The sequence below is a fragment of the Pseudomonas sp. yb_2 genome (assembly GCF_043103905.1).
In the GTDB taxonomy this organism is placed as follows: domain Bacteria; phylum Pseudomonadota; class Gammaproteobacteria; order Pseudomonadales; family Pseudomonadaceae; genus Aquipseudomonas; species Aquipseudomonas alloputida.
Map to the genome: position 1 here is coordinate 1 of NZ_JBICKH010000093.1, position 18,729 is coordinate 18,729.

The following is an 18,729-nucleotide window of genomic DNA, read 5'->3' on the forward strand; positions in this document are numbered from 1 at the left end:
TCTCGCCGGCATGTCAGGTACTACAGCCACGACTTACATATCGAGCTAAGATCGCGTCTATGGACGCACATCTGCCGGGGCATACAGCATCGACTGGTGCTGAGTGGGATGGCGCCGGAACCCATTACTGCGGATCTCCTGGCTTTCGACATCGGCGTTTGATGCGGGCCATTGGGCGGCATGCGGTGTTCATGGCGCCTCTAAGCGAATCATCGCCAGGCTCATATCCTGTTGTCTGTCACCGACCGGAAATTTCAGCCCATTCTGAACGGATTCATCCATCGAGCGCTGCGCGCCTTGGCGTTGAACGCAAAATGAAAAGCAGCGGCCTGTGGCCAATGAAGCGATTGCCCCGAGCCCCCAGGCCGATCTGCATCAGTTCCTTCGTTGCGACACGAGATCAGAAGCAAAACGGCACCGAAAAGCATGTGGCCAAGATTGCGGAAGAGACGGAAGAAATGAAGCGGCGCAGATCTCGCTTTTCTTTAGGTCTCAAATATAGAACTCCGTCTCGCAAAAAAAATTGACAGACCAAAACGGCGACTTATTTTTAAAATTGTGATGCATGTCACGTTTTTTCCTGATTTGGATGAAGTCGCAACTGTTATTGGCTCTGCGGTGACCTGGCCGATCGACATGCCCCGAGTTCTCGACTTAGCTCACCTACCTAGCCATTTGCGAATCACGTTGGCGTGATGCCGTGGCTGATGGCGACACTAGAAACCGTGGCGCCTGGTTGCAGGCATTCCTGCACGACCTGGGCCTTGAAGGGTTTAGGGTAAGAGCTTTGTTGGCGCATGGAAAACCTCGCGATCTGCGACTGTCGCGTACAGGTGCCACCCAATTGTTCATTGGGGTGTATGCCGGGACGGGGGTGGTGCTGCATGAAGAGGCATTTCTTTCACGCCCAGGTGAATCCATGACTCGGGCTCTGGCGTGGAGTGTGGGACGAGCACGATGCCTTGCAACCAATCAGCAACCTGCTGATCGGCAGGTTGCGTAAGGCTCGGTTGGATAGGTGGCGGCGACCTAGTGGCCGGCACCCAAGTGGTTCCACTCGCTATACGCCGACTTCAACATTTGTGGAAGGCAGGGAAGCTCACGCCTGATTTCGCTCAGTGCTTCAGGGCTTCGAATCCAGTCCGTCAGCCAGGCGATCAGCATCGGTCGAGTAGTGGGGCAGGGTGCTGCTTGCTGTTTAAGCTCGTCGGCTATGCACGAAATCGAGGCGGTAGTCTGATGAACGCAGACGAGCTACGTTCGCAAACGGAGTATCGCCGGAGCCGTGCTTTTGTGACGGAGAAATAGAGTGCACTTTATCGTGCTCTTGTATCATAGAATTATGGCCCGAACGGAGTTGCGCAGCGGAAAAACAGGTTGGGCACAGTATTGGTACGAAATGTGAATCCGAACTCGAAAGCCGAGGAAATCCTCGGCTTTTTGAACGACTCACGGATTTTCAAGTTGTATTACACTTCGCTAACCTTCTCCTGCAGGTGGGTATAGCTATCTACGAATCGTTTGTATTTATGCGCGCCACTTGTATAGGGAGCATATTTTTTAGGGGTGCTATCGCTGATACAGGTCGGCACTACGTCAACAATCGCATCGAAGTCTAGATCAATGAAAAAAGGCAGCGAGTAACGATCTACACCGCTGGTGTTGATGACTCGGTGCATTGTGGATATGTAGCGGTCGTTAGTAAAGGTTTGTACCAGATCGCCAATGTTGACGATGAATGTATCCGGTACGGGTGGGGCGCTGACCCACTCGCCGTCTCTATTCTGAACTTGCAAGCCGCCGTTGTTATCTTGCGACAAGATAGTAAGGAAGCCATAATCGGTGTGCGCGCCAATACCTATTTCTTTTAAGGTGACCTTTCCAAACTGCGGGGGGTAGTGCAGCAATCTCTGAATGGTAATCGGTTTTTTCTGCAGCTTCTCGAAATAGTCGGATGGCAGGCCAAGACTCAGTGCAATAGCGCTGATCAGCTTGCGTGCAAGTTTGAGCATCTCTGCATGATAGCGTTCCATCACTTGAGTGAATTCTTGGGGTGACTCTGGCATAAGGTTTGGGCCAAAGAATGGAGAAACTTTTTCTTCAGACTTTGCATAGTCGAAGCATTCTTTGAAGTCTTTAGTGTTTTTGGGGTCGACGTTCTCTCCGTACATGGGGATATACCCCCGCAACGTCGCTCCAGATTTCACGATGTTTAATTGGTTTTTGACCTCAAACGGTTGAGCGAAGAACTCCCGCGAAAGGCGATATGCGTTCTCGATTAGTGATGAGGGAACACCATGGTTCTTGATGTATAGAAAGCCAATGTTCTCACATATGTCACCGATCTGTCGCGCGACCGAGTCTACATCGCTTCCGTCGAGTAAGGGAGCGATGTCAACAATAGGGATCTCATGAAACGAAGTAGACTTGCTAGCCAAGCAGCTGTCGATAATTTGCGTCACGGTCTTTACCTCGAGCAATCGGAATTGGGTGACCGTTAGCTTCTACCTATGCGTACAGATGAGCTATAACAAAGGCGAAGAAATTTATAATTTTTTAGCGCTGCGTAAGCGGCTCGGAGAGACGCCATAGGCCTCACGAAAGCGCTTTGTGAAGTAGCTCTGGGAAGCAAATCCGGTTGCGTGGGCAATGCTGGAAATCGGTAGTGCTGTGTCTTCGAGCATCGTCCTCGCATGCCGTAGGCGCATCAGTAAATAATAATTGATCGGCGTGGTGTTCTCGTGCGTACGGAAAGCGTGTTCCAGCGTTCGCACTGTGGCACCGATCTTGTCTGCCAGGATCTCAATAGTAAGAGGTGTCTCGATGTTCGCCTCCATTATTTCGATGGCCGAGCCAAGGCAGGGTGACTTCATCCTCAGTTCCAGATAACGGCGTGCTGCCTGCACTTCATTGTGGTTTCTTATCCTGTCCTGAGAAAACTGGCGGGACACACTCAGAGCGAAATCAGCACCATGATCCTGGCCGATGATGTACAGCAACATATCTAGAGCGGTGGTGCCACCCTGACACGTGAAAACGTCATCATGTACGGTGAAGATACTCTCTGAAACCGTGATGGATGGGTAGAGCTCCTTGAAGGCTGACATCTGTTCACTGAATAAGGTACAAGCACCACTTCGCAATAGCCCAGCTTTTGCCAAAATGAAACTGCCACTAGAGAGAGACGCCAGCCTGCAGTCGGTTTTCTTTAGAGTGCGCAGTTTTGCGAGTAAAGCAGGATTGTTATAATTTGCGGCTTTCTTGTATGCGCAAATGAATAACAGATTGCACTCATCAAGTTCCCCAAGGCCGCGTGAAACTCTGATCGGAATGTGGTTTGAGGTTAGCACCTCGTTCGTGATCGGGTCGACGTCACCGCTGTAGAGATGGTAGTCATAAGCGGTGTATCCCAATAGAAGGTTGGATACGCTGAGTGCCTCGACCGCCAGTGAGAATGAGGTCAGAGCAAAACCCGGGAGCAGAATAAATCCAACGTGCCTTACTTGGGATTGGGCTTGAGGTTTATGCATGGGAGAAATTTCTCAGGCGCGGCGTTCAGATCAAGAGGGGATTTTATAAATACAGCTCACGCTGGTTGGATGCCAAGTTGACATTACTGCAAATATTTCTTATGAGCAAGGAGTTTGCCAGAGCTGGTCGCATAAGAGTATATCGGGCTTCCGCTTAAGCCAGCTACTCAGCTATAACGCTCCTTGGGACGTATGTGCTTAAACGCTATGGCATGCGGACGCTCAGTCTGGTACTCATCCGGCCCATGAGCCTGGCTCTCGTTAGTGGTGCTTCGTCATTGCATTCGCAGGTACAACATGCTTAAACGGCATGCATTCCTTTCACTTCAAGATCGTCGCTGAATCACCGTCAGCCATTCTACGGCTGTTGAGGCGCGCTGCTCAGACCTACCCCTTGCCGCATTCTGAGATGCCGATTCGCGAAGAAGTGCAGGTTTCAGTTTTAAATCTAAAGCAGCTCTGTCATCTAGCGGAGTTTTCTGCCAATGTTCGCTACGGCGCTGGTCTGAGCGTCGGATCATGTCGGGACGTTGCATGACAAACACAGAGGAAGGCAGCTCTAACCGTGGCTACCGACGGATCATTCCGTCGATGACCGCGCTTTTAGAGTTCGAAGCAGTCGCCCGTAACAGCAGCATAACCCTGGCTGCTCGGGAGCTAGGAGTGACCCAAGCTGCAGTGAGCAAACAGATTCGAATTCTTGAAGAAAACATCGGTGTTCAGCTATTCCAACGTCTTCCTCGAGGCGTGCGGATGACCAGTGAGGGGCAGACGTTGTTTGCAGTGATGTCTGAATCGCTGCAGAAGGTTGCTGCGGTGTTTGATCGCCTCTCCGAGGGCAGTGGTGAGCAGCAATTAGTGCTCAGCACCACCGCGACTTTTTCGCATCTGCGCGTTATGCCTCGTTTAAGCAGCCTCCAAGCTGCCATGCCTCATATACGCTTGCGGCTTGCCACACAGATGTTCACCGGTGATCTACGCAGCCATGATGTTGATTTGATGGTGCGCTATGGCAATGGCCGGTGGGCTGACGGTAGCGCTCTGCATCTGTTTGACGAAGAGGTCTTTCCGGTGTGCTCTCCGGCCTGGCTTGCTCGGAACTCAGTGCCGTCCTCAGTGGAGGAACTCTACGATGCGGATCTGCTCGATGCGGAGGCCACTACCGAGGGTTGGATGACATGGCCAACATGGTTCCGCGCGCTGGGTGCAAACCCTCCCAAGCTTCATTACCGACTGCACTGCCAGCTGTACACCGATACGATTCAAGCAGCGCTCCACGGGCACGGAGTTGCACTGGGCTGGGGTCGAATGCTCGATCATCTGTTAGCGTCGGGCGAGTTGGTGCGGTTGACGGATCTTGTGATAAAGCCCAAAGAAGCTTATTACTTGGTAGTACCCAAGGGGCGGGATACCACGAGAACGATTATGGGGCTTGCAGAATGGTTACGCAGCTAGCAAGCGCTGGGATCATTTGTCGGTGAGGGTTGCGTACTGCTGCCTGCGAAGTGTGTTGAACTCGATCAAAACTCCCGGTAGAGGCTCTGCGACAGGCGCCGCAGAGCTTCAGGACTAGTCGCGCAGGAAGCTACTATCGAAAGGATAGCGCGTCAGAAGCTCGTAGCCGGTTTCCGTCACCAATAGCTGGTTCTCCAATTTGATACCATCGCGTCCGCCGACCTCCCCGATATAGGCTTCGACGCAAAGCGCCATGCCTGGTTCAAGCACGCCTTCGTAACCATAGGACTCCAGATCTTCGGGATAGCGAATGCAGGGATATTCATCACAGAGCCCGACGCCATGGAACATAACGCCGTAACGCTGCTCTCTGCATGACTCAGGAAGTCGGTGGCCGTTAGCGGTAAGCTCGGTGAATTTGACACCCGGCTTGATCATCTCGATGTTATGAGTGATGTGCTCATGGGCAATCTGATACAACCGTTTTTGCTCAGCGGTTGGTGCCAGACCTCCGCAGATCCAGCTGCGTGACATGTCGACACACATGCCATACACCCCGATCAGGTCGGTATCGAAAGACAGCAGATCACCATCGTTCAGTACTCGCGGCCCTGATTCCTGGAACCAGGGGTTGGTGCGCGGCCCAGAGCTGAGAATCCGAGTTTCGATCCATTCACCCCCGCGACGTATATTGCCTGCATGGAGTACCGCCCAAACATCGTTCTCTGTCATTCCAGCGCGCATTGCCTGCTGCATTTCCGCTACGGCGGCTTCGCAAGAGGCCACTGCGCAGCGCATGGCTTTGATTTCATCCGGGCCTTTGATCACCCTGGCGAACTCAGTGACTTCCTGGCCGCTGAAGAGTTGTATCCCCAACGCGTCCAATGCTCGGACGCCAGCTAATTCTATTCGGTCTACAGCGAGGCGGCGATTGGATCCGGCGTGCTGACGTAGGATGTCGTCGAGCTGCAAAGCAAAGCGTCGTGCATGCTCATCAGTGCGATTCCCTGTTTCAAAATAGAAGAAAGAGGCCCCGCTGCGAAGCTCGTTTACGAGCGGCAAATGGGCGCTGAGATGATCACAGCCATGGAAGTCCCAGAGCACAACGTAGCCACTTGCGGCGATGAAGCAGGCACGAGCTGGGTTGTGAGTCGTCCACAGCTGCATGTTTGTAGTGTCGGTGGCGTAACGGATATTGAGTGGGTCGAACAGCAGTATCCCGCCCAAGTCGCGCGCGACAAGCTGTTCGCGAATGCGCTGCAGGCGGTACTCACGCATCGTCGGCAGATGCGGTGCTTCTAAACCCAGCGCGCTCCATTCTGCAAACGCTAGAGGAGTCGGGCCGATTTCAGTCCGGTCGTTATCGTTGACCGAGCCATCTGCCTTCAGAGCTGCGGTGTGTTGTTGAGCAGGGGCAATGCGTCTTTTATCAGGAGAGATAGAAAAGGGTGCCGACATCACAGTCTCCAAGCAATGTGTGTAGATTGCACGTGAGCGATTAAAATTCTCTTGGTGCAGAGCAAACAGAAGGCAGCCAGGCTGCCTTCTAATGTCTATTACTTGGTGGATTGTGTGGCAGCGGTTCGGGCTGCTTGAAGCCATTCGTCAAACTGTTGCCGGTGCTCAGCGATCCACTGGGTGGCATGACCACGGATAGCTTCAGGGCTTTTTTCGCCCTGCTGCATCTTCATGTTCTGGGCACTTTCATCTGCGGTGCTAATACTCATTACAGACAAGAATTTCAGTGCGGCTGGGTTTTCTTCAGCAAATTCTTTGTTCAGTACTGCACGCACGGTATCAACAGCGAAACCGAGATTTTTACCGTTGTATGTGGTGTTTACGTCATTGTTTCCGCCAGGAAGGTCAGTTCTCGGAACTTCTAGCCACACGACATCCTTATCTTCTACAAGGACGTTCGCAATCCATTGTGGTACCCATGTGAAATAGAGGATCGGCTTCCCTTCTTTATATCGAGTGATGGTATCAGCCATCAGTGCGAAATAGGAGCCCTGATTTACATGAACAGTTTTCTGTAGGTCGTATGCCTTAATTTGATGGTCAATGATAAGTTCGCAACCCCATCCTGGGTTGCAACCGGTTAGGTCTGCTTTTCCATCGCCATCCGCATCGAACAGTTTTGCGATTTCGGGCTTCTTTAGGTCGGTAATGTACTTGATGTTGTGCGCCTGGGCCGTCTTTTTGTCGATAAGATAGCCTTGCAGGACGCCCGGCATAATTTCACCGGTCTTGACCATCACATCGTCGCCCCCGGCTTGCGTGTAAAATTTCTCGTGCAAATTATCCCAAAGATGCACAGTGAAATCAGCATCGCCGTTGGCCAGCGCCATCATCATGACGCTATATTCAGTTTCTTTTGGCTCTTGGACTTTATACCCTAGTTCGCGCAATCCTTGCATGGCGATCTCGCCTCGAAAGCGCTCTTCAGCAATCGATGGGAAAATTGGAGTAATTTTCACGCCTTCACCGGGGGACTCAGGGGCAGCATTGGCGCAGATTGCGGCAGCGCCGAAAAAAAGAGCACTTACAAAATGCAGTATGGGGCGGGTAACAGTAATTGTGAACATTATGTAATCCTTAACTGAAAAGTTATGTTGTCGTTCGTGCCAATTATGCTGTTTTATGAGGGGCAGTCGGTTTTCGTTTGCTACAAATCCTAATTGCGAAGCCGATTGGGCCAGCGTTATACCATTTAAGGCTGGGATCTGAATGTGTACGGGCTCCAATAGCTTGGGTGAGACGATCCAGGAAGATGGCTAGCAACACCAGGCCAACACCTCCCACGGTGGCGAGGCCCATGTCGAGGCGACCAATCCCTCTCAGTACCATTTGCCCTAAGCCACCGACCGAAATCATGGATGCAATTACTACCATCGAAAGGGAAAGCATGAGTGTCTGGTTAAGCCCGGCCATGATGGTAGAACTCGCCAAAGGCAACTGCACCCGAACCAGCATTTGACGGGGAGTGCAGCCAAACGCGCGCGCCGCTTCGATTTTGTCCTCGGGAACCTGGCGAATACCTAGGTTTGTCAGACGCACCAGCGGGGGCAGTGCAAATACGATGGTTACCAAAACACCAGGAACATTACCAATGCCGAAAAGCATGACGACAGGGACGAGATAAACGAAAGCTGGCAGGGTTTGCATAGCGTCAAGCACTGGCCTTACCACTCGCTCAAGTCGGTCGCTTCGAGCGCACAGTATCCCAAGTGGAATGCCAATAACGGCACAGAAAAATACTGAAGTCAGAACCAAGGCGAGGGTCGTCATCGACTCTGACCAAACACCAATGAGTCCCAGTAACGTAAGGGTGATAAAGCAAAGCAAAGCCATCCGCTGTCCCGCCAGTTGCCAACCAAGCAGGCTGGACAGGAGAATGCCAATAGTGGGAGGTATGCTCTGCAGGCACCATTCAATACCGTTCAGCACATGATCGATTGGCCATCGAACGGCCCTGAAAAAATCCCTGAAGTTATGCACAAGAAAATTGAGGGTGCTGGTTACCCAGTCGCCAAGGGGGATAATGGTGGCCTGGAAGGGATCCAGAAAACTGAAATCGGACATTTCGACAATCCTCATAACGCATTTCGCCGCTGTAGCATTTGCGAGATTACATCTTTGATCGATTAATTCAGTGACTGCCCAATGTCTGCAGAAGCTGATTTTTTGAGAGAGTGCCTTTCAAGAATCCATTTCGATCCAGGACTGGTACGGGATACGGTAACGTTGCCGCGATACTTAGCACCTCATGCAAAGGTGTATCCAAGTACACGGGTTGCTGCTCATGCTGGGAATAGTGGGTGGTTAACCTGTCCGCGTCTACAACGCTTACCAACTGACCTTGATCATTCAACAAGTACCCGAATCCGATGCCCGGCTTGAACGCCTTTGGGCTTTCTATGTGGCAAGTCGCATCAGGATCAAGGCGAGCCAAGTCACCCGCTTTTAGTATCTTAGAGCTATCGAAGCCTTTGAAAAACGTTCTTACATAGTCATTGGCTGGTTGACTGATGAGTTCTTGCGGTGTGCCGATCTGAACAACCCTTCCACCTTCCATGATTGCAATACGGTGCCCAATACGGATCGCTTCTTCGATATCATGAGAAATGAAGATGATCGTACGCTTCTGCTCAGCCTGCAATTTAATCAGTTCACCCTGCATCTCACTACGGATGAGCGGATCAAGGGCTGAGAACGCTTCGTCCATCAAGAGAATTGTTGGGTCGTTAGCCAGCGCCCTAGCTAGGCCCACTCGTTGTTGCATGCCGCCGGAAAGCTGATGAGGGTAACTGTGCTCTTGCCCTGAAAGTCCAACTTGTTGCAGTGCCTCACGAGCGCGTCTCTGGCGCTCCGATTCGTTTACACCAGCAATTTCTAAACCGAAAGCGGTGTTTTCCAGGACACTCATGTGAGGCATCAAGGCAAAGGATTGAAAGACCATGCCCATTTCTTTTCGACGGACATCTATAAGCTCTTTATCAGTAAGGCCGGTAATTTCCCGGCCGTTCAGATAAATTTTGCCCGAGGTAGGTTCAATTAGACGATTGAATAGTCGAACCATTGTGGACTTTCCAGAGCCTGACAGGCCCATTATTACAAAAATTTCACCACGCTTTACTGAAAAAGTCGCGTCAAATACGCCGATAACTTGGCCAGTCTTTTCGAAGATTTCTTTCTTGCTAAGTCCGGCTTTGACCATTTTCATGGCCTCAGTCGGATGTGATCCAAATACCTTATAGATATTTTGGATTGAAAGAATTTCATCGGTATTGGTCATGACTTCCCTCCTAATTCGGTTTTAGGGGATACGGTGGCTTCGTGAGTCGAAGAACGTACAGAATTCGGGAGGCAGTACCAAAGGGGTGGCTTAGACATGGCGGCTTCCTGGGTTTTTTATTTTTGTGGCCCCAGATGGGCTTTCTTAGAATTTATGCCGTTCCGGCCTCAACGACCATCAACATTTACTCGCCGTAATGCATAACGTAGGGTTATCACTCAGTGGGAAAATTGTAGGAAGCATAGCAGTAGACGGCCGCGTCCTTGGCTAGCAGCGTATCAGTGCAACTATGTGGCCGAGCTAGGAGGAGCCCGCCGCCACCTGCGTGGGGTGGGGCGGGCGTGGTGGCGCTCCATCGGAGCAACACCGGTACTGCACTTTCAGGGCGTGCGCCCAGGTGATCTTAAAGCTTTGATCTTAATCGCTCAGGCATATCTCACGCGACCAGGACGCTTTGTCGCTTCGGCGAAACGGCGCCTCTGAACGCTCAGACAGACGCTCAGATAAAGTCGGATTCCGAATTTCATAATCGGTCTGATTATTGTCAGCCCGATGCGAGTTTTCGAAGGAGACTAATCATGAGCGTTCAGCCTGAAATTGTCCTGCCTGGACTGCTTGACGTTTCGTATTTGGAGCGGAGGTTTCGCTTAGCAGCTTGCCTTTAGTCTCAGGTGCGAGGAAATAAGTGACAATCAAACCGAATAGGCTTACGCCTCCGGCAATCAGCACCGTAGTGGTAACTCCATAGGTTTCCATGCTGATCGGGAGCAGGAAGGTGCCTGCCGCTGCGCCAACGCGTGAAGCAGCCGTAGCGAAGCCAACACCAACACCGCGAATTTCAGTTGGGAACACTTCGCCTGGATAGACGCCGGTGAGTGTTGTCGAAACCGCGTTCGCCAGAGAGAAGGTCAGGAAGCAGACAACTGTCACCACCGGCGACACGTTCCAGAAGAATGCGACAACGAACAGGGCGACGGTCGCAATGGCGAAAGGTGGGATTGCGAGTTTGCGGCGTCCCACTTTTTCGATCAGGGCCACCGCAATCAGGGTGCCACCCACGGCGATCGCATTGATAGCAAGGCCACCTGTAAGACCGTCTTTCAGGCCAAGGTGCTCCAGCACGGTAGGTACGAACGTACCGATGGCGAAGTAGGGTGTCACCAGGCAGATCCAAAATACGGAGACGAATATTGTCGCTTTGGCATATTCAGGAGAGAACAGGCTGGAAAACCCGAGTTTCTTGCCTTCGTGTTTCTTCCCAAGGTCAACCTTCTCATCGGGTGACATGTATTCCTCGGCCAGAGCGAGCGCCTCTTGTGTTCGCCCTTTGCTCATCAGCCAACGTGGAGATTCTGGAGTGCCCAGACGCGCAAGCAGAACGATCACGGTCGGGATCGTGCTTAGCCCCAGAATAACGTTCCAGTTGGCAGTGTTAGAGATCGTAAGGGCCCACCCGATGGCATACGATGCAAGATAGCCAACGTACCAGCCGACCTCTTGAATGCAGAGGAGCTTGCCACGCAGTCGCGCGGGCGCGAACTCGGCCAGCAGGGGCCAGCCGATGGCATAGTCGGCGCCGATGGCCACGCCCATAAGAAGGCGTACGGCAAAAAGTTGCCAAGCTTCAGTAACGAAGAATTGTAAGACCGACCCCACCAGAAAGATCGCGAGGTCAATCGTGAACATCGGCTTTCGGCCTATTTTGTCTGCCAGATAGCCGCCGAGGGGGCCACCCAAAAAGATGCCAATGAGAGCGGAGGCCCCTATCAAGCCTTGCCAGGCGAGCGAAAGCTCCAGGTCATTTGTGATCGCCGGCATGACAATGCCGATGGATCCCAGGATAAAGCCATCAATCAGCATGCCGCCTGAAATGAGGGTGGTAAGTTTTATGATGAACTTACGCTGTTTCTCGGACATAGCCTTCACAGGCTGTGCTGTGTGCTTGGACAAAACTACATCTCCACATTGTTTTTATCGTTGGATGATTTGAGCGCGGCTGCTTCAGCCGGCATTTATGATTTTCAGGCGCGTGGAATATTCGATGCGATGGTCGACCGGCGATGCCTTATTCACCAGAGCTGTCGCAAGCAAGGTCGCGCTAAACAGTTAGGTAAGGATCACCGCCTATGAAAGGCGGTGACCCTTAAGGTGCCGATCTCCGTCAGAACAGCACCGGTACTGCTCTTTTATGAAGCATTAATCCAAATGGTCTTGAGCTCGGTGTACTGGTCATGTGCCCAGATGGACTTGTCGCGTCCACCAAAACCAGACTCCTTGTAGCCACCGAACGGCGTGCTCACATCACCTTCACCGAAGCAGTTGACTGTTACCACTCCCGCGCGGATTTCACGCGACAGGCGCAGCGCGTTGCGCAAGCTCCCGGTGTATGCCGACGCGGCGAGACCGTAAACAGTGTCATTGGCAAGTTCGATCGCCTCGTCGATAGTCTCGAAGCTGGTCACGCTCAGTACCGGGCCGAAGATTTCCTCGACGAACAGCTTGTTGTCGCGGCCGACGTTGTCGACGATGGTCGGCTGCACGAACACGCCGTCCTCGGTCTCGCCACCCTGGACGATATTGAGCTTATGTTCGGCGGCGTATTCCAGGTACGACCTGACCTTCTCGAAGTGTGCTTTGCTGACCATGGCGCCAAGGCGGTTTTCCGGGTCGAGCGGATCGCCCAGCTTCCAGTCCTTCAGGTGCTTGGCGATCAGGCCCAGCAGCTCATCCTTGACGTCTTTGTGAACGATCAGGCGCGAGGAAGCGGAGCAGTTTTCGCCCATGTTCCAGAACGCACCGGCTGTGACGAACTGAGCCACTTCGTCGAGGTCTTCGCAGTCGTTCATGACCACGGCCGGGTTCTTGCCACCCAGCTCCAGGACGATGCGCTTGAGGTTGGACTCGGCGGCGTATTTCAGGAACAGGCGGCCGGTGTCGGTCGAGCCGGTGAAGCTGACCATCGGGATGTCCATGTGGCGGCCAATGGCCTCGCCCACTTCACGGCCACCGCCAGGTACCAGGTTGAACACGCCTGCAGGGATGCCCGCCTCATGGGCAAGTTCCGCCACGCGCAGGGCGCTGAGGGTAGTTTCCTTGGCTGGCTTTACCACGATCGAGCAACCGGCGGCCAGCGACGGGGCAATCTTCCAGGCCAGCATCAGCAGCGGGAAGTTCCACGGCAGCACCAGGCCGACCACACCAATGGCTTCACGCACCACCATGGTCACGGCAGCATTGCCGGTCGGGGCGGTGGCATCGTAGATCTTGTCGATCAGCTCGGCGTGCCAGCGGATGGTGTGGATGGTTTCCGGCACGTCGACGTTCTGGCACTCGCTTACTGGCTTGCCGCTGTCCAGCGCCTCCAGCACGGCCAGCTCGTGGGCGTTGTCTTCCAGTAGTTGGGCGAACTTAAGCAACACGTGCTTGCGGTCGTTCGGCTGCATCTTCGACCAGGTACCCTGTTCGAACACGCGCTTCGCGGCGGCCACGGCCACGTTCACGTCGTTGACGTCGCAGGCGGCGATTTCGGCCAGCTGCTTGCCGGTGGCCGGGTTGGTGGTGACGAAGGTGTTGCCCGAGATGGCATCACGGAATTCACCGTCGATGAACGCCTGGGTACGCAGTTGCAGTTCGGCGGCGAGGGCCGCGTATTGTTCCTTGCTCAGCAAATCGGCCATTTTCAGGCACCTCCAGTGATCTGTGTGATGTTGCGCTTGAGTTCGGTGACCACGCGCTGCAGCTCCTGCTTCTCGGCAGCATCCAGGTCATACAGCGGCTTGCGTACCCCACCGGTGCTCAGGCCGTTGAGGGCGCAGCCATACTTGATCGACTGGACGAACTTGCCGCCTTCGAGGAAGTCCATCAGCGGCATCATGGCGCCCATGATCTTGCGGCCTTTGTCAAAGTCCTTCTCGATCACACAGGCCTCGTACAGGGCCACGTGTTCACGCGGGATGAAGTTGGAGCCGGCGCACACCCAGCTCTTGGCGCCCCAGGCGAAGAACTCCAGGGCCTGGTCGTCCCAGCCGCACGACAGCTGGATGTTTGGGCGTTGGATGGCTAGGCGGTGCAGTTGGCCCATGTCACCAGAGCTTTCCTTGATGGCGACGATGTTCTTCACGTCGGCCACGGCGTCGAAGAACTCTTCACCCATGCTCACGCTCATGCGGCCCGGGTAGTTGTAAAGCATGATCGGCAGGCCGGCGGCGGCGTCGACGGCTTTGACGTGCAGGGCGATTTCCTGCTGGGTCGGCAGTGCGTACGGAGGGGTACCCACCAATAATGCGTCGGCCTTGATCTCCTTGGCGTGCTGGGCGAAAGCCACGGCATCTTCGGTGCGGATGCCACCGGTGCCGACGATCAGTGGCAGGCGGCCGGCCAGCACGTCCTTGGCCTGCGCGGCCAGGTCGATGCGCTCTTGGGTGGTGTGTGCGTAGTACTCGCCGGTGGAACCGCCAATGATGATGCCGTGAACCTTCGAATCGACCAGATACTCGAGTACTTCAGCGAACGCCGTCTTATCGATTGAGCCGTCCGAAGCGAGAGGGGTCACTGCAGGTGTGTATATGCCTTCGAATTTCATGATGCTGCTCCGATTGTTATCACCACAAAACACTCCATACCGGGCTGATCGCCAGGCATGAGTTAATTAGCCAAGCGATGCTGCCTGCTGGAGGTTCAGCGAGCGTGTTTCTGGGGCCAGCATCCAAGATAGGAGAAGGCCGAAAAAGGTAATGCCTGCGGCCACGTACATCGTCTGTGCAATGCCAAGTGATGCCAGCGACATTGGCACCAGGTAAGTGCCGACCGCTGCGCCAATGCGAGAGATCGAGGTGCCAGCCCCTACCGCAAATGCGCGGATTTCTGTTGGGAAAATCTCGTTTGGATAGACGAGGGTAAGAACCTGTGCGCCCCCGATGAACAATGCGTAGATAGCGAAGAATGCGAGGATCCACATCCCTGAGTTGTCATCGGACGCCCCCAGCCCAAGCAAGGCGAGGCCGGATACCGCGAAACTGTAAAGCAGCAAGTTGCGGCGTCCCACCACGTTGATGAGCCTGGTTGATACAAGGCAGCCTACAACGAAGAAGAGGGTAATCAGGATTGAACCGATCGAGATGCTTTCGCCTTTGACGTTCATCGCTGCCAGCACCTTGGGAGCGAAAGCGTAGACGGCAAAGAGAGGGACAATGCAGCACGTCCAAAAGACGATGATGAACAGCATGCGCTTGGCGTAGCCCGAGTAGATAAGGCTCCATACGCTGATCTTGTAGTTGGGGCTTTCTTCAGGAAGGTTCTTCAGAGAAAAATCATTGCCATAAACGCTTTTGACGACTTGTTCGGCCTCCTGAGTACGCCCCTTGTTCAACAGCCAGCGTGGTGACTCAGGTGTGCCTACGCGAACTATGAAAAGGGCCAGGCCAGCGACGGCCGAACTGGCCAATACCCAACGCCAGGCTTCCTCACTGCCTGTGCGCAATATCAACTCACCCATGATGTAGGCAGCCGCAGCGCCGGCAAACCATAAAATCGTGAGCATCGCGAGGCGCGGGCCGCGATACTTCTTTGGCATGAATTCCACCAGTAGCGATGTGGCGACGGGGTACTCTATGCCTACGGCAATGCCAATAACGAGTCGAAAAATAAAAATCGCTTCAGCTGAATCCGACCAAAACTGAGCGACGGAGGCGAGAATAAAAAGAATCGGGCCTACAAAAAACAGGCGCTTGCGGCCCAAGCGGTCAGTCAGCCAGCCGCCAAGAAACCCACCGAAAAAGATGCCGATAAGCGCTGAGGCAGCAATGAGACCTTCCCAAAAGCTGCTCAGGGAAAGCGATGTGGTTATTTGCGCAAGCGCCACACCGATGATGCTCAAGACGTAACCGTCGACGAAGGAACCACCGCCCGAACGTAAAGTGAGTAGCTTATGGAAGCTATTAAGCGGTACATCTTCTATTGAGATGCTAGGACTTGTCATTTTTCTCTCCTGATAAAAAACTTTTGAATGTTGGCAGCGCGACTCCGCGAGAATTGCAGTCGAGAACCATCTCAAAAATTCAGTGAGCGATGGCTTTAGTTATTGTTGTTATAATGCAAGGCTTGTCCTCGGAGCCTCAGCTTAAGCTTCAATGCCAGCTTTATATTGTCCCCACATAAGATTCAGGTTGACGCCAAGGGTTACGAATGGCTCCGGTGGGTTCGCGCAAGGGCCTGGTGACTTCAGCAGAAACTCAATAAGCTCGTTATTCTCACCCGCAAGCCAGTCAGCCATCAGTTTTCCTGTTGCCGTTCCACGCGTTACCCCTAATCCGTTGCAGCACAGAACTCCATATACGTTAGGAGCCAACTGGCCGAAGTAACCCTCATGGTTTCGAGACAACGCGAGCGCGCCACCCCAGGTGTATTGGAGGCTCACATGGGGAAGCATCGGGAACCGCCGCGTGAACGACTCACGGTGCCTTTTCACGAAGCGTGCGGCGTACTTGCTGTTGCTCCTACCGTCTGCATTGAAGCTGAAGCTATTACGAATCAGGATGCGATTGTCAGGTGTCCGTCGGACTGTTGTGCCGAACGGATCGGCTGGAATCACGCCCCAGTATGGTTTGCCGCCCAGCGCAGCCTGCTCTTCGTCGGACAAGGGGTGGGTGAGGCTGCCGTACGTGAAGACCGGGAGCATGCGGCCTTTCAGGAAACCGAAATGCATGCCAAACGCGTTGTTGCTGAGGATGAGTTTGCTGGCTGTGATAGAGCCGTTCTGGTGACGGAGAACAATCTTTTCCCCGTACTCGACATCGGTGATCGCGGTGTTTTCATACAAAACGACATTCGCTGGAAGGCATTCTGCTAGACCTTTGACGAGGGCCGAAGGCTGTATCAACGATGTCCCCGGTGTGAAAAGCGCTTTGCGGTAGAAGCGTGTGCCAATGTGTTCCGGCAATTCATCCGCTTCGATCATCTCGTAGGGTTGTCCCAGCTTATCAAGGCCGCTGCGGTATGCGTCCAACACTGCTATACCACGCGACTCAACGGCGGCTTGGTACTTGCCACAGTGCTTCATCTGACAGTCGATGTTGAACTGGCCAACCAGTTCTTTGAGAGAGTTCAGACCGAATTGATTGAGCTTCAGGGTGGTCTGCGCGATACCGATGTCGCCAATATAGTCATCCGCGCCAATATCGTGCGGCAGGTCGATGGCAAAACCTGCATTACGACCTGAAGAACCCAGCCCCACTTCTTGAGCCTCGATGAGCGCGATTTGATCACCAGGGAAATTCAGCGCGAGTTGTCGGGCTACGGCAAGACCGGTAAAGCCTGCGCCGACGACGGCCCAGCGCACGTTGGTAATGCCCTGATGGGCTGCGTGCACGCTGCGTCCTTTACTCAAGTGGTACCATCCGCAGGTAGCGTCATCCGCTGGTAATGAAGTGATTTTTGTCATTATGGGGATCCTGAAAGGTTGGCTTGAGCAAAACTCTGAAAATGATGATGGCGCAATCTCATTGAGCACTTTGAGCTAGCGTCGGCACAGCTCACCTATAAACACCGTTTTACAATCCTTAGCTGTGATAGCTAATACCTTTGTACAGTGGGTCACTTGTTAATTTCCCGCTGGCATTTCTGGTATTGCCAGCATGGTCTGCCTCATCTACATTCAACTGAACAATCCTGACTGGCTAAGTTGATAGCTAGATTTCATATCGGATCTCTTTGGACGGGGGGTGACCAAAGAAGGCTCTATATGACCGGCTGAAATGGGTGCAGGACACGAAGCCGCAGGCGATCGACACATCGAAGATCGATGCATTGGAATTCTGTATGAGTCGGCGAGCTTCAGTTATTCTGAGCTGGAAGTAATATTTCTGAGGTGTGGTGCTCAGCTGAGATTTAAATAGCCTCTGGATCTGTCGGGCTGAAAGTCCAACCAGTTGGCCAAGTTGTATCTGGCTTAATGGTTCCTCAAGGTTGGACTCCATCAGCATGATAACTTCCCGCAGCGGCTTACTCACCTTATGATGCTGATGTTTCTGAAAACTGCGATGTTTGCTCTGGTCTGAATCCAGGGTATCTAAGACCGCGTTTGCGAGTCCACTGGACGCGCCGTAACCTAACCAGCGAATCATCATGTCGAACGCACCATTCGGGGTAGCCGACGTCATTCGGTTTCGGTCGAGCTCCAAAGGTTCTTGGGATACGACGGCGTAGGGCGCGCGTTCAGCTAGAGCAGTGCGTTGCTCGGCATGTATAGCGCATCGGTAGCCATCAAGCAGCCCTGCAACGCCAAGATACCAAGCGCCGTTCCATAGGCCGCCAAGAGCGATGGGAAGCTTTGATAGCTTTTTAAGCAACGACGATAGCCAATTGGGTACAGTGCGGGCCGCCCGAAGCCCGCCACATATAACTATGAGATCCAGGTTGGACAGGCGGACGTCTGTGAGCGGAGTATCAGGACGGATTGGAATGCCCAAGTCGCTCATGACTTCAGCATGGTTGTGGCTAAACGTATGCACATGTACAGCACCTGGGCAGATTAGGTTGGCGGTTACCAACACATCCAATGCCTGGGTGAAGCAGGGCAACGAAAAATTTTCAAGTAGCAGAAAGCCCACGCGGGATGTCCTACGCTCGCTGAATTCTTGGGTAATAAAGCCCCAATTGCGATCGGCGAAGGTACGGCTGAATTCTCTTGTAATTGTTTTCATTAGGGCACCTAGCAACCCAAGCCCAACGCTTGACTAACTTATTGAACTAAAGCGCTTTGTGGTTAAAGCGGTTGATCATCACGTCGGCCTCTAGCTTATGAGCGCCCCATGACCGAGTCCAACGACATTTGTGAGCTTTTTTGGATAACTTCGCGTTATCGTTCCGAGCTGCCCCCCCCCACCTGAGACCCTTGATCTCTCGAGCCGATTGGTGCCTCTATGTTATGTCTCCGCAGGTTTCAGGGCAGGG

The 18,729-nt window shown here is 53.4% G+C and carries 15 protein-coding genes; 2 read left to right on the forward strand and 13 right to left on the reverse strand.

All coding sequences use genetic code 11. The annotated features are described in order from the left end of the window. Positions 1-682: 682 nt before the first annotated feature. Positions 683-799: a transposase gene (locus ACF8FB_RS25945; protein ID WP_392512421.1), complete on the reverse strand. Its 117-nt coding sequence runs from the start codon at positions 797-799 to the stop codon at positions 683-685. Between ACF8FB_RS25945 and ACF8FB_RS25950 the strand changes: the two genes are divergently transcribed. Continuing rightward, positions 758-1,003, forward strand: coding sequence for a hypothetical protein (locus ACF8FB_RS25950; protein WP_392512477.1), 246 nt, complete (start codon positions 758-760; stop codon positions 1,001-1,003). The genes ACF8FB_RS25945 and ACF8FB_RS25950 overlap by 42 nt on opposite strands. Positions 1,004-1,469: 466 nt before the next feature. Here ACF8FB_RS25950 and ACF8FB_RS25955 read toward each other — a convergent pair whose 3' ends face one another. Next, the gene (locus ACF8FB_RS25955) at positions 1,470-2,462 is read right to left on the reverse strand and encodes an isopenicillin N synthase family dioxygenase (RefSeq protein ID WP_392512422.1); all 993 of its coding nucleotides are present in this window, start codon (positions 2,460-2,462) and stop codon (positions 1,470-1,472) included. 84 nt (positions 2,463-2,546) lie between these two features. Continuing rightward, a complete protein-coding gene (locus tag ACF8FB_RS25960) occupies positions 2,547-3,530 on the reverse strand; it encodes a GlxA family transcriptional regulator (RefSeq protein ID WP_392512424.1) in 984 nt (327 codons plus the stop codon). Positions 3,531-4,064: 534 nt separating this feature from the next. On the opposite strand from ACF8FB_RS25960, the gene ACF8FB_RS25965 reads away from it, so the two are divergent. After that, positions 4,065-4,985, forward strand: a complete 921-nt coding sequence (locus tag ACF8FB_RS25965; RefSeq protein WP_392512426.1) for a LysR substrate-binding domain-containing protein — start codon at positions 4,065-4,067, stop codon at positions 4,983-4,985. A 114-nt stretch (positions 4,986-5,099) separates the two neighbouring features. On the opposite strand, the gene dddP is transcribed toward ACF8FB_RS25965, so the two are convergent. From dddP to ACF8FB_RS26015, 10 genes are all read right to left on the reverse strand, one after another. After that, positions 5,100-6,443 (reverse strand): dimethylsulfonioproprionate lyase DddP, encoded by a 1,344-nt coding sequence (gene dddP, locus ACF8FB_RS25970; protein ID WP_392512428.1) that lies wholly within the window; start codon positions 6,441-6,443, stop codon positions 5,100-5,102. A 98-nt stretch (positions 6,444-6,541) separates the two neighbouring features. Beyond that, positions 6,542-7,570: a glycine betaine/L-proline ABC transporter substrate-binding protein ProX gene (proX, locus tag ACF8FB_RS25975; RefSeq protein WP_392512430.1), complete on the reverse strand. Its 1,029-nt coding sequence runs from the start codon at positions 7,568-7,570 to the stop codon at positions 6,542-6,544. Positions 7,571-7,613: 43 nt separating this feature from the next. Further along, entirely contained in the window at positions 7,614-8,567 is a 954-nt protein-coding gene (proW, locus tag ACF8FB_RS25980; protein WP_392512431.1) for a glycine betaine/L-proline ABC transporter permease ProW, read from the reverse strand. 67 nt (positions 8,568-8,634) lie between these two features. After that, positions 8,635-9,780 carry a glycine betaine/L-proline ABC transporter ATP-binding protein ProV gene (gene proV / locus ACF8FB_RS25985; protein ID WP_392512433.1) on the reverse strand — a complete coding sequence of 382 codons (1,146 nt, stop codon included), beginning with the start codon at positions 9,778-9,780 and terminating at the stop codon, positions 8,635-8,637. Between the two features lie 576 nt (positions 9,781-10,356). Continuing rightward, the gene (locus ACF8FB_RS25990; RefSeq protein ID WP_392512435.1) at positions 10,357-11,697 is read right to left on the reverse strand and encodes an MFS transporter; all 1,341 of its coding nucleotides are present in this window, start codon (positions 11,695-11,697) and stop codon (positions 10,357-10,359) included. A 269-nt stretch (positions 11,698-11,966) separates the two neighbouring features. Beyond that, entirely contained in the window at positions 11,967-13,457 is a 1,491-nt protein-coding gene (locus ACF8FB_RS25995; RefSeq protein ID WP_392512437.1) for an aldehyde dehydrogenase, read from the reverse strand. Between the two features lie 2 nt (positions 13,458-13,459). Beyond that, the gene (locus ACF8FB_RS26000) at positions 13,460-14,362 is read right to left on the reverse strand and encodes a dihydrodipicolinate synthase family protein (protein ID WP_392512439.1); all 903 of its coding nucleotides are present in this window, start codon (positions 14,360-14,362) and stop codon (positions 13,460-13,462) included. A 66-nt stretch (positions 14,363-14,428) separates the two neighbouring features. Further along, positions 14,429-15,757, reverse strand: a complete 1,329-nt coding sequence (locus tag ACF8FB_RS26005) for an MFS transporter (protein ID WP_392512441.1) — start codon at positions 15,755-15,757, stop codon at positions 14,429-14,431. A gap of 141 nt (positions 15,758-15,898) precedes the next feature. Further along, a complete protein-coding gene (locus ACF8FB_RS26010) occupies positions 15,899-17,218 on the reverse strand; it encodes an NAD(P)/FAD-dependent oxidoreductase (RefSeq protein ID WP_392512443.1) in 1,320 nt (439 codons plus the stop codon). A 247-nt stretch (positions 17,219-17,465) separates the two neighbouring features. Then, positions 17,466-18,479, reverse strand: a complete 1,014-nt coding sequence (locus tag ACF8FB_RS26015) for a GlxA family transcriptional regulator (RefSeq protein WP_392512445.1) — start codon at positions 18,477-18,479, stop codon at positions 17,466-17,468. Positions 18,480-18,729 lie beyond the last annotated feature (250 nt).

What these genes read in the sequence shown, in the direction of transcription:
- ACF8FB_RS25945 (WP_392512421.1), bottom strand. Translation starts at nt 799, where the DNA reads ATGCGCCAACAAAGCTCTTACCCTAAACCCTTCAAGGCCCAGGTCGTG.
- ACF8FB_RS25960 (WP_392512424.1), bottom strand. Translation starts at nt 3,530, where the DNA reads ATGCATAAACCTCAAGCCCAATCCCAAGTAAGGCACGTTGGATTTATT.
- ACF8FB_RS25965 (WP_392512426.1), top strand. Translation starts at nt 4,065, where the DNA reads ATGACAAACACAGAGGAAGGCAGCTCTAACCGTGGCTACCGACGGATC.
- dddP (WP_392512428.1), bottom strand. Translation starts at nt 6,443, where the DNA reads ATGTCGGCACCCTTTTCTATCTCTCCTGATAAAAGACGCATTGCCCCT.
- proX (WP_392512430.1), bottom strand. Translation starts at nt 7,570, where the DNA reads ATGTTCACAATTACTGTTACCCGCCCCATACTGCATTTTGTAAGTGCT.
- proW (WP_392512431.1), bottom strand. Translation starts at nt 8,567, where the DNA reads ATGTCCGATTTCAGTTTTCTGGATCCCTTCCAGGCCACCATTATCCCC.
- proV (WP_392512433.1), bottom strand. Translation starts at nt 9,780, where the DNA reads ATGACCAATACCGATGAAATTCTTTCAATCCAAAATATCTATAAGGTA.
- ACF8FB_RS25990 (WP_392512435.1), bottom strand. Translation starts at nt 11,697, where the DNA reads ATGTCCGAGAAACAGCGTAAGTTCATCATAAAACTTACCACCCTCATT.
- ACF8FB_RS25995 (WP_392512437.1), bottom strand. Translation starts at nt 13,457, where the DNA reads ATGGCCGATTTGCTGAGCAAGGAACAATACGCGGCCCTCGCCGCCGAA.
- ACF8FB_RS26000 (WP_392512439.1), bottom strand. Translation starts at nt 14,362, where the DNA reads ATGAAATTCGAAGGCATATACACACCTGCAGTGACCCCTCTCGCTTCG.
- ACF8FB_RS26005 (WP_392512441.1), bottom strand. Translation starts at nt 15,757, where the DNA reads ATGACAAGTCCTAGCATCTCAATAGAAGATGTACCGCTTAATAGCTTC.
- ACF8FB_RS26010 (WP_392512443.1), bottom strand. Translation starts at nt 17,218, where the DNA reads ATGACAAAAATCACTTCATTACCAGCGGATGACGCTACCTGCGGATGG.
- ACF8FB_RS26015 (WP_392512445.1), bottom strand. Translation starts at nt 18,479, where the DNA reads ATGAAAACAATTACAAGAGAATTCAGCCGTACCTTCGCCGATCGCAAT.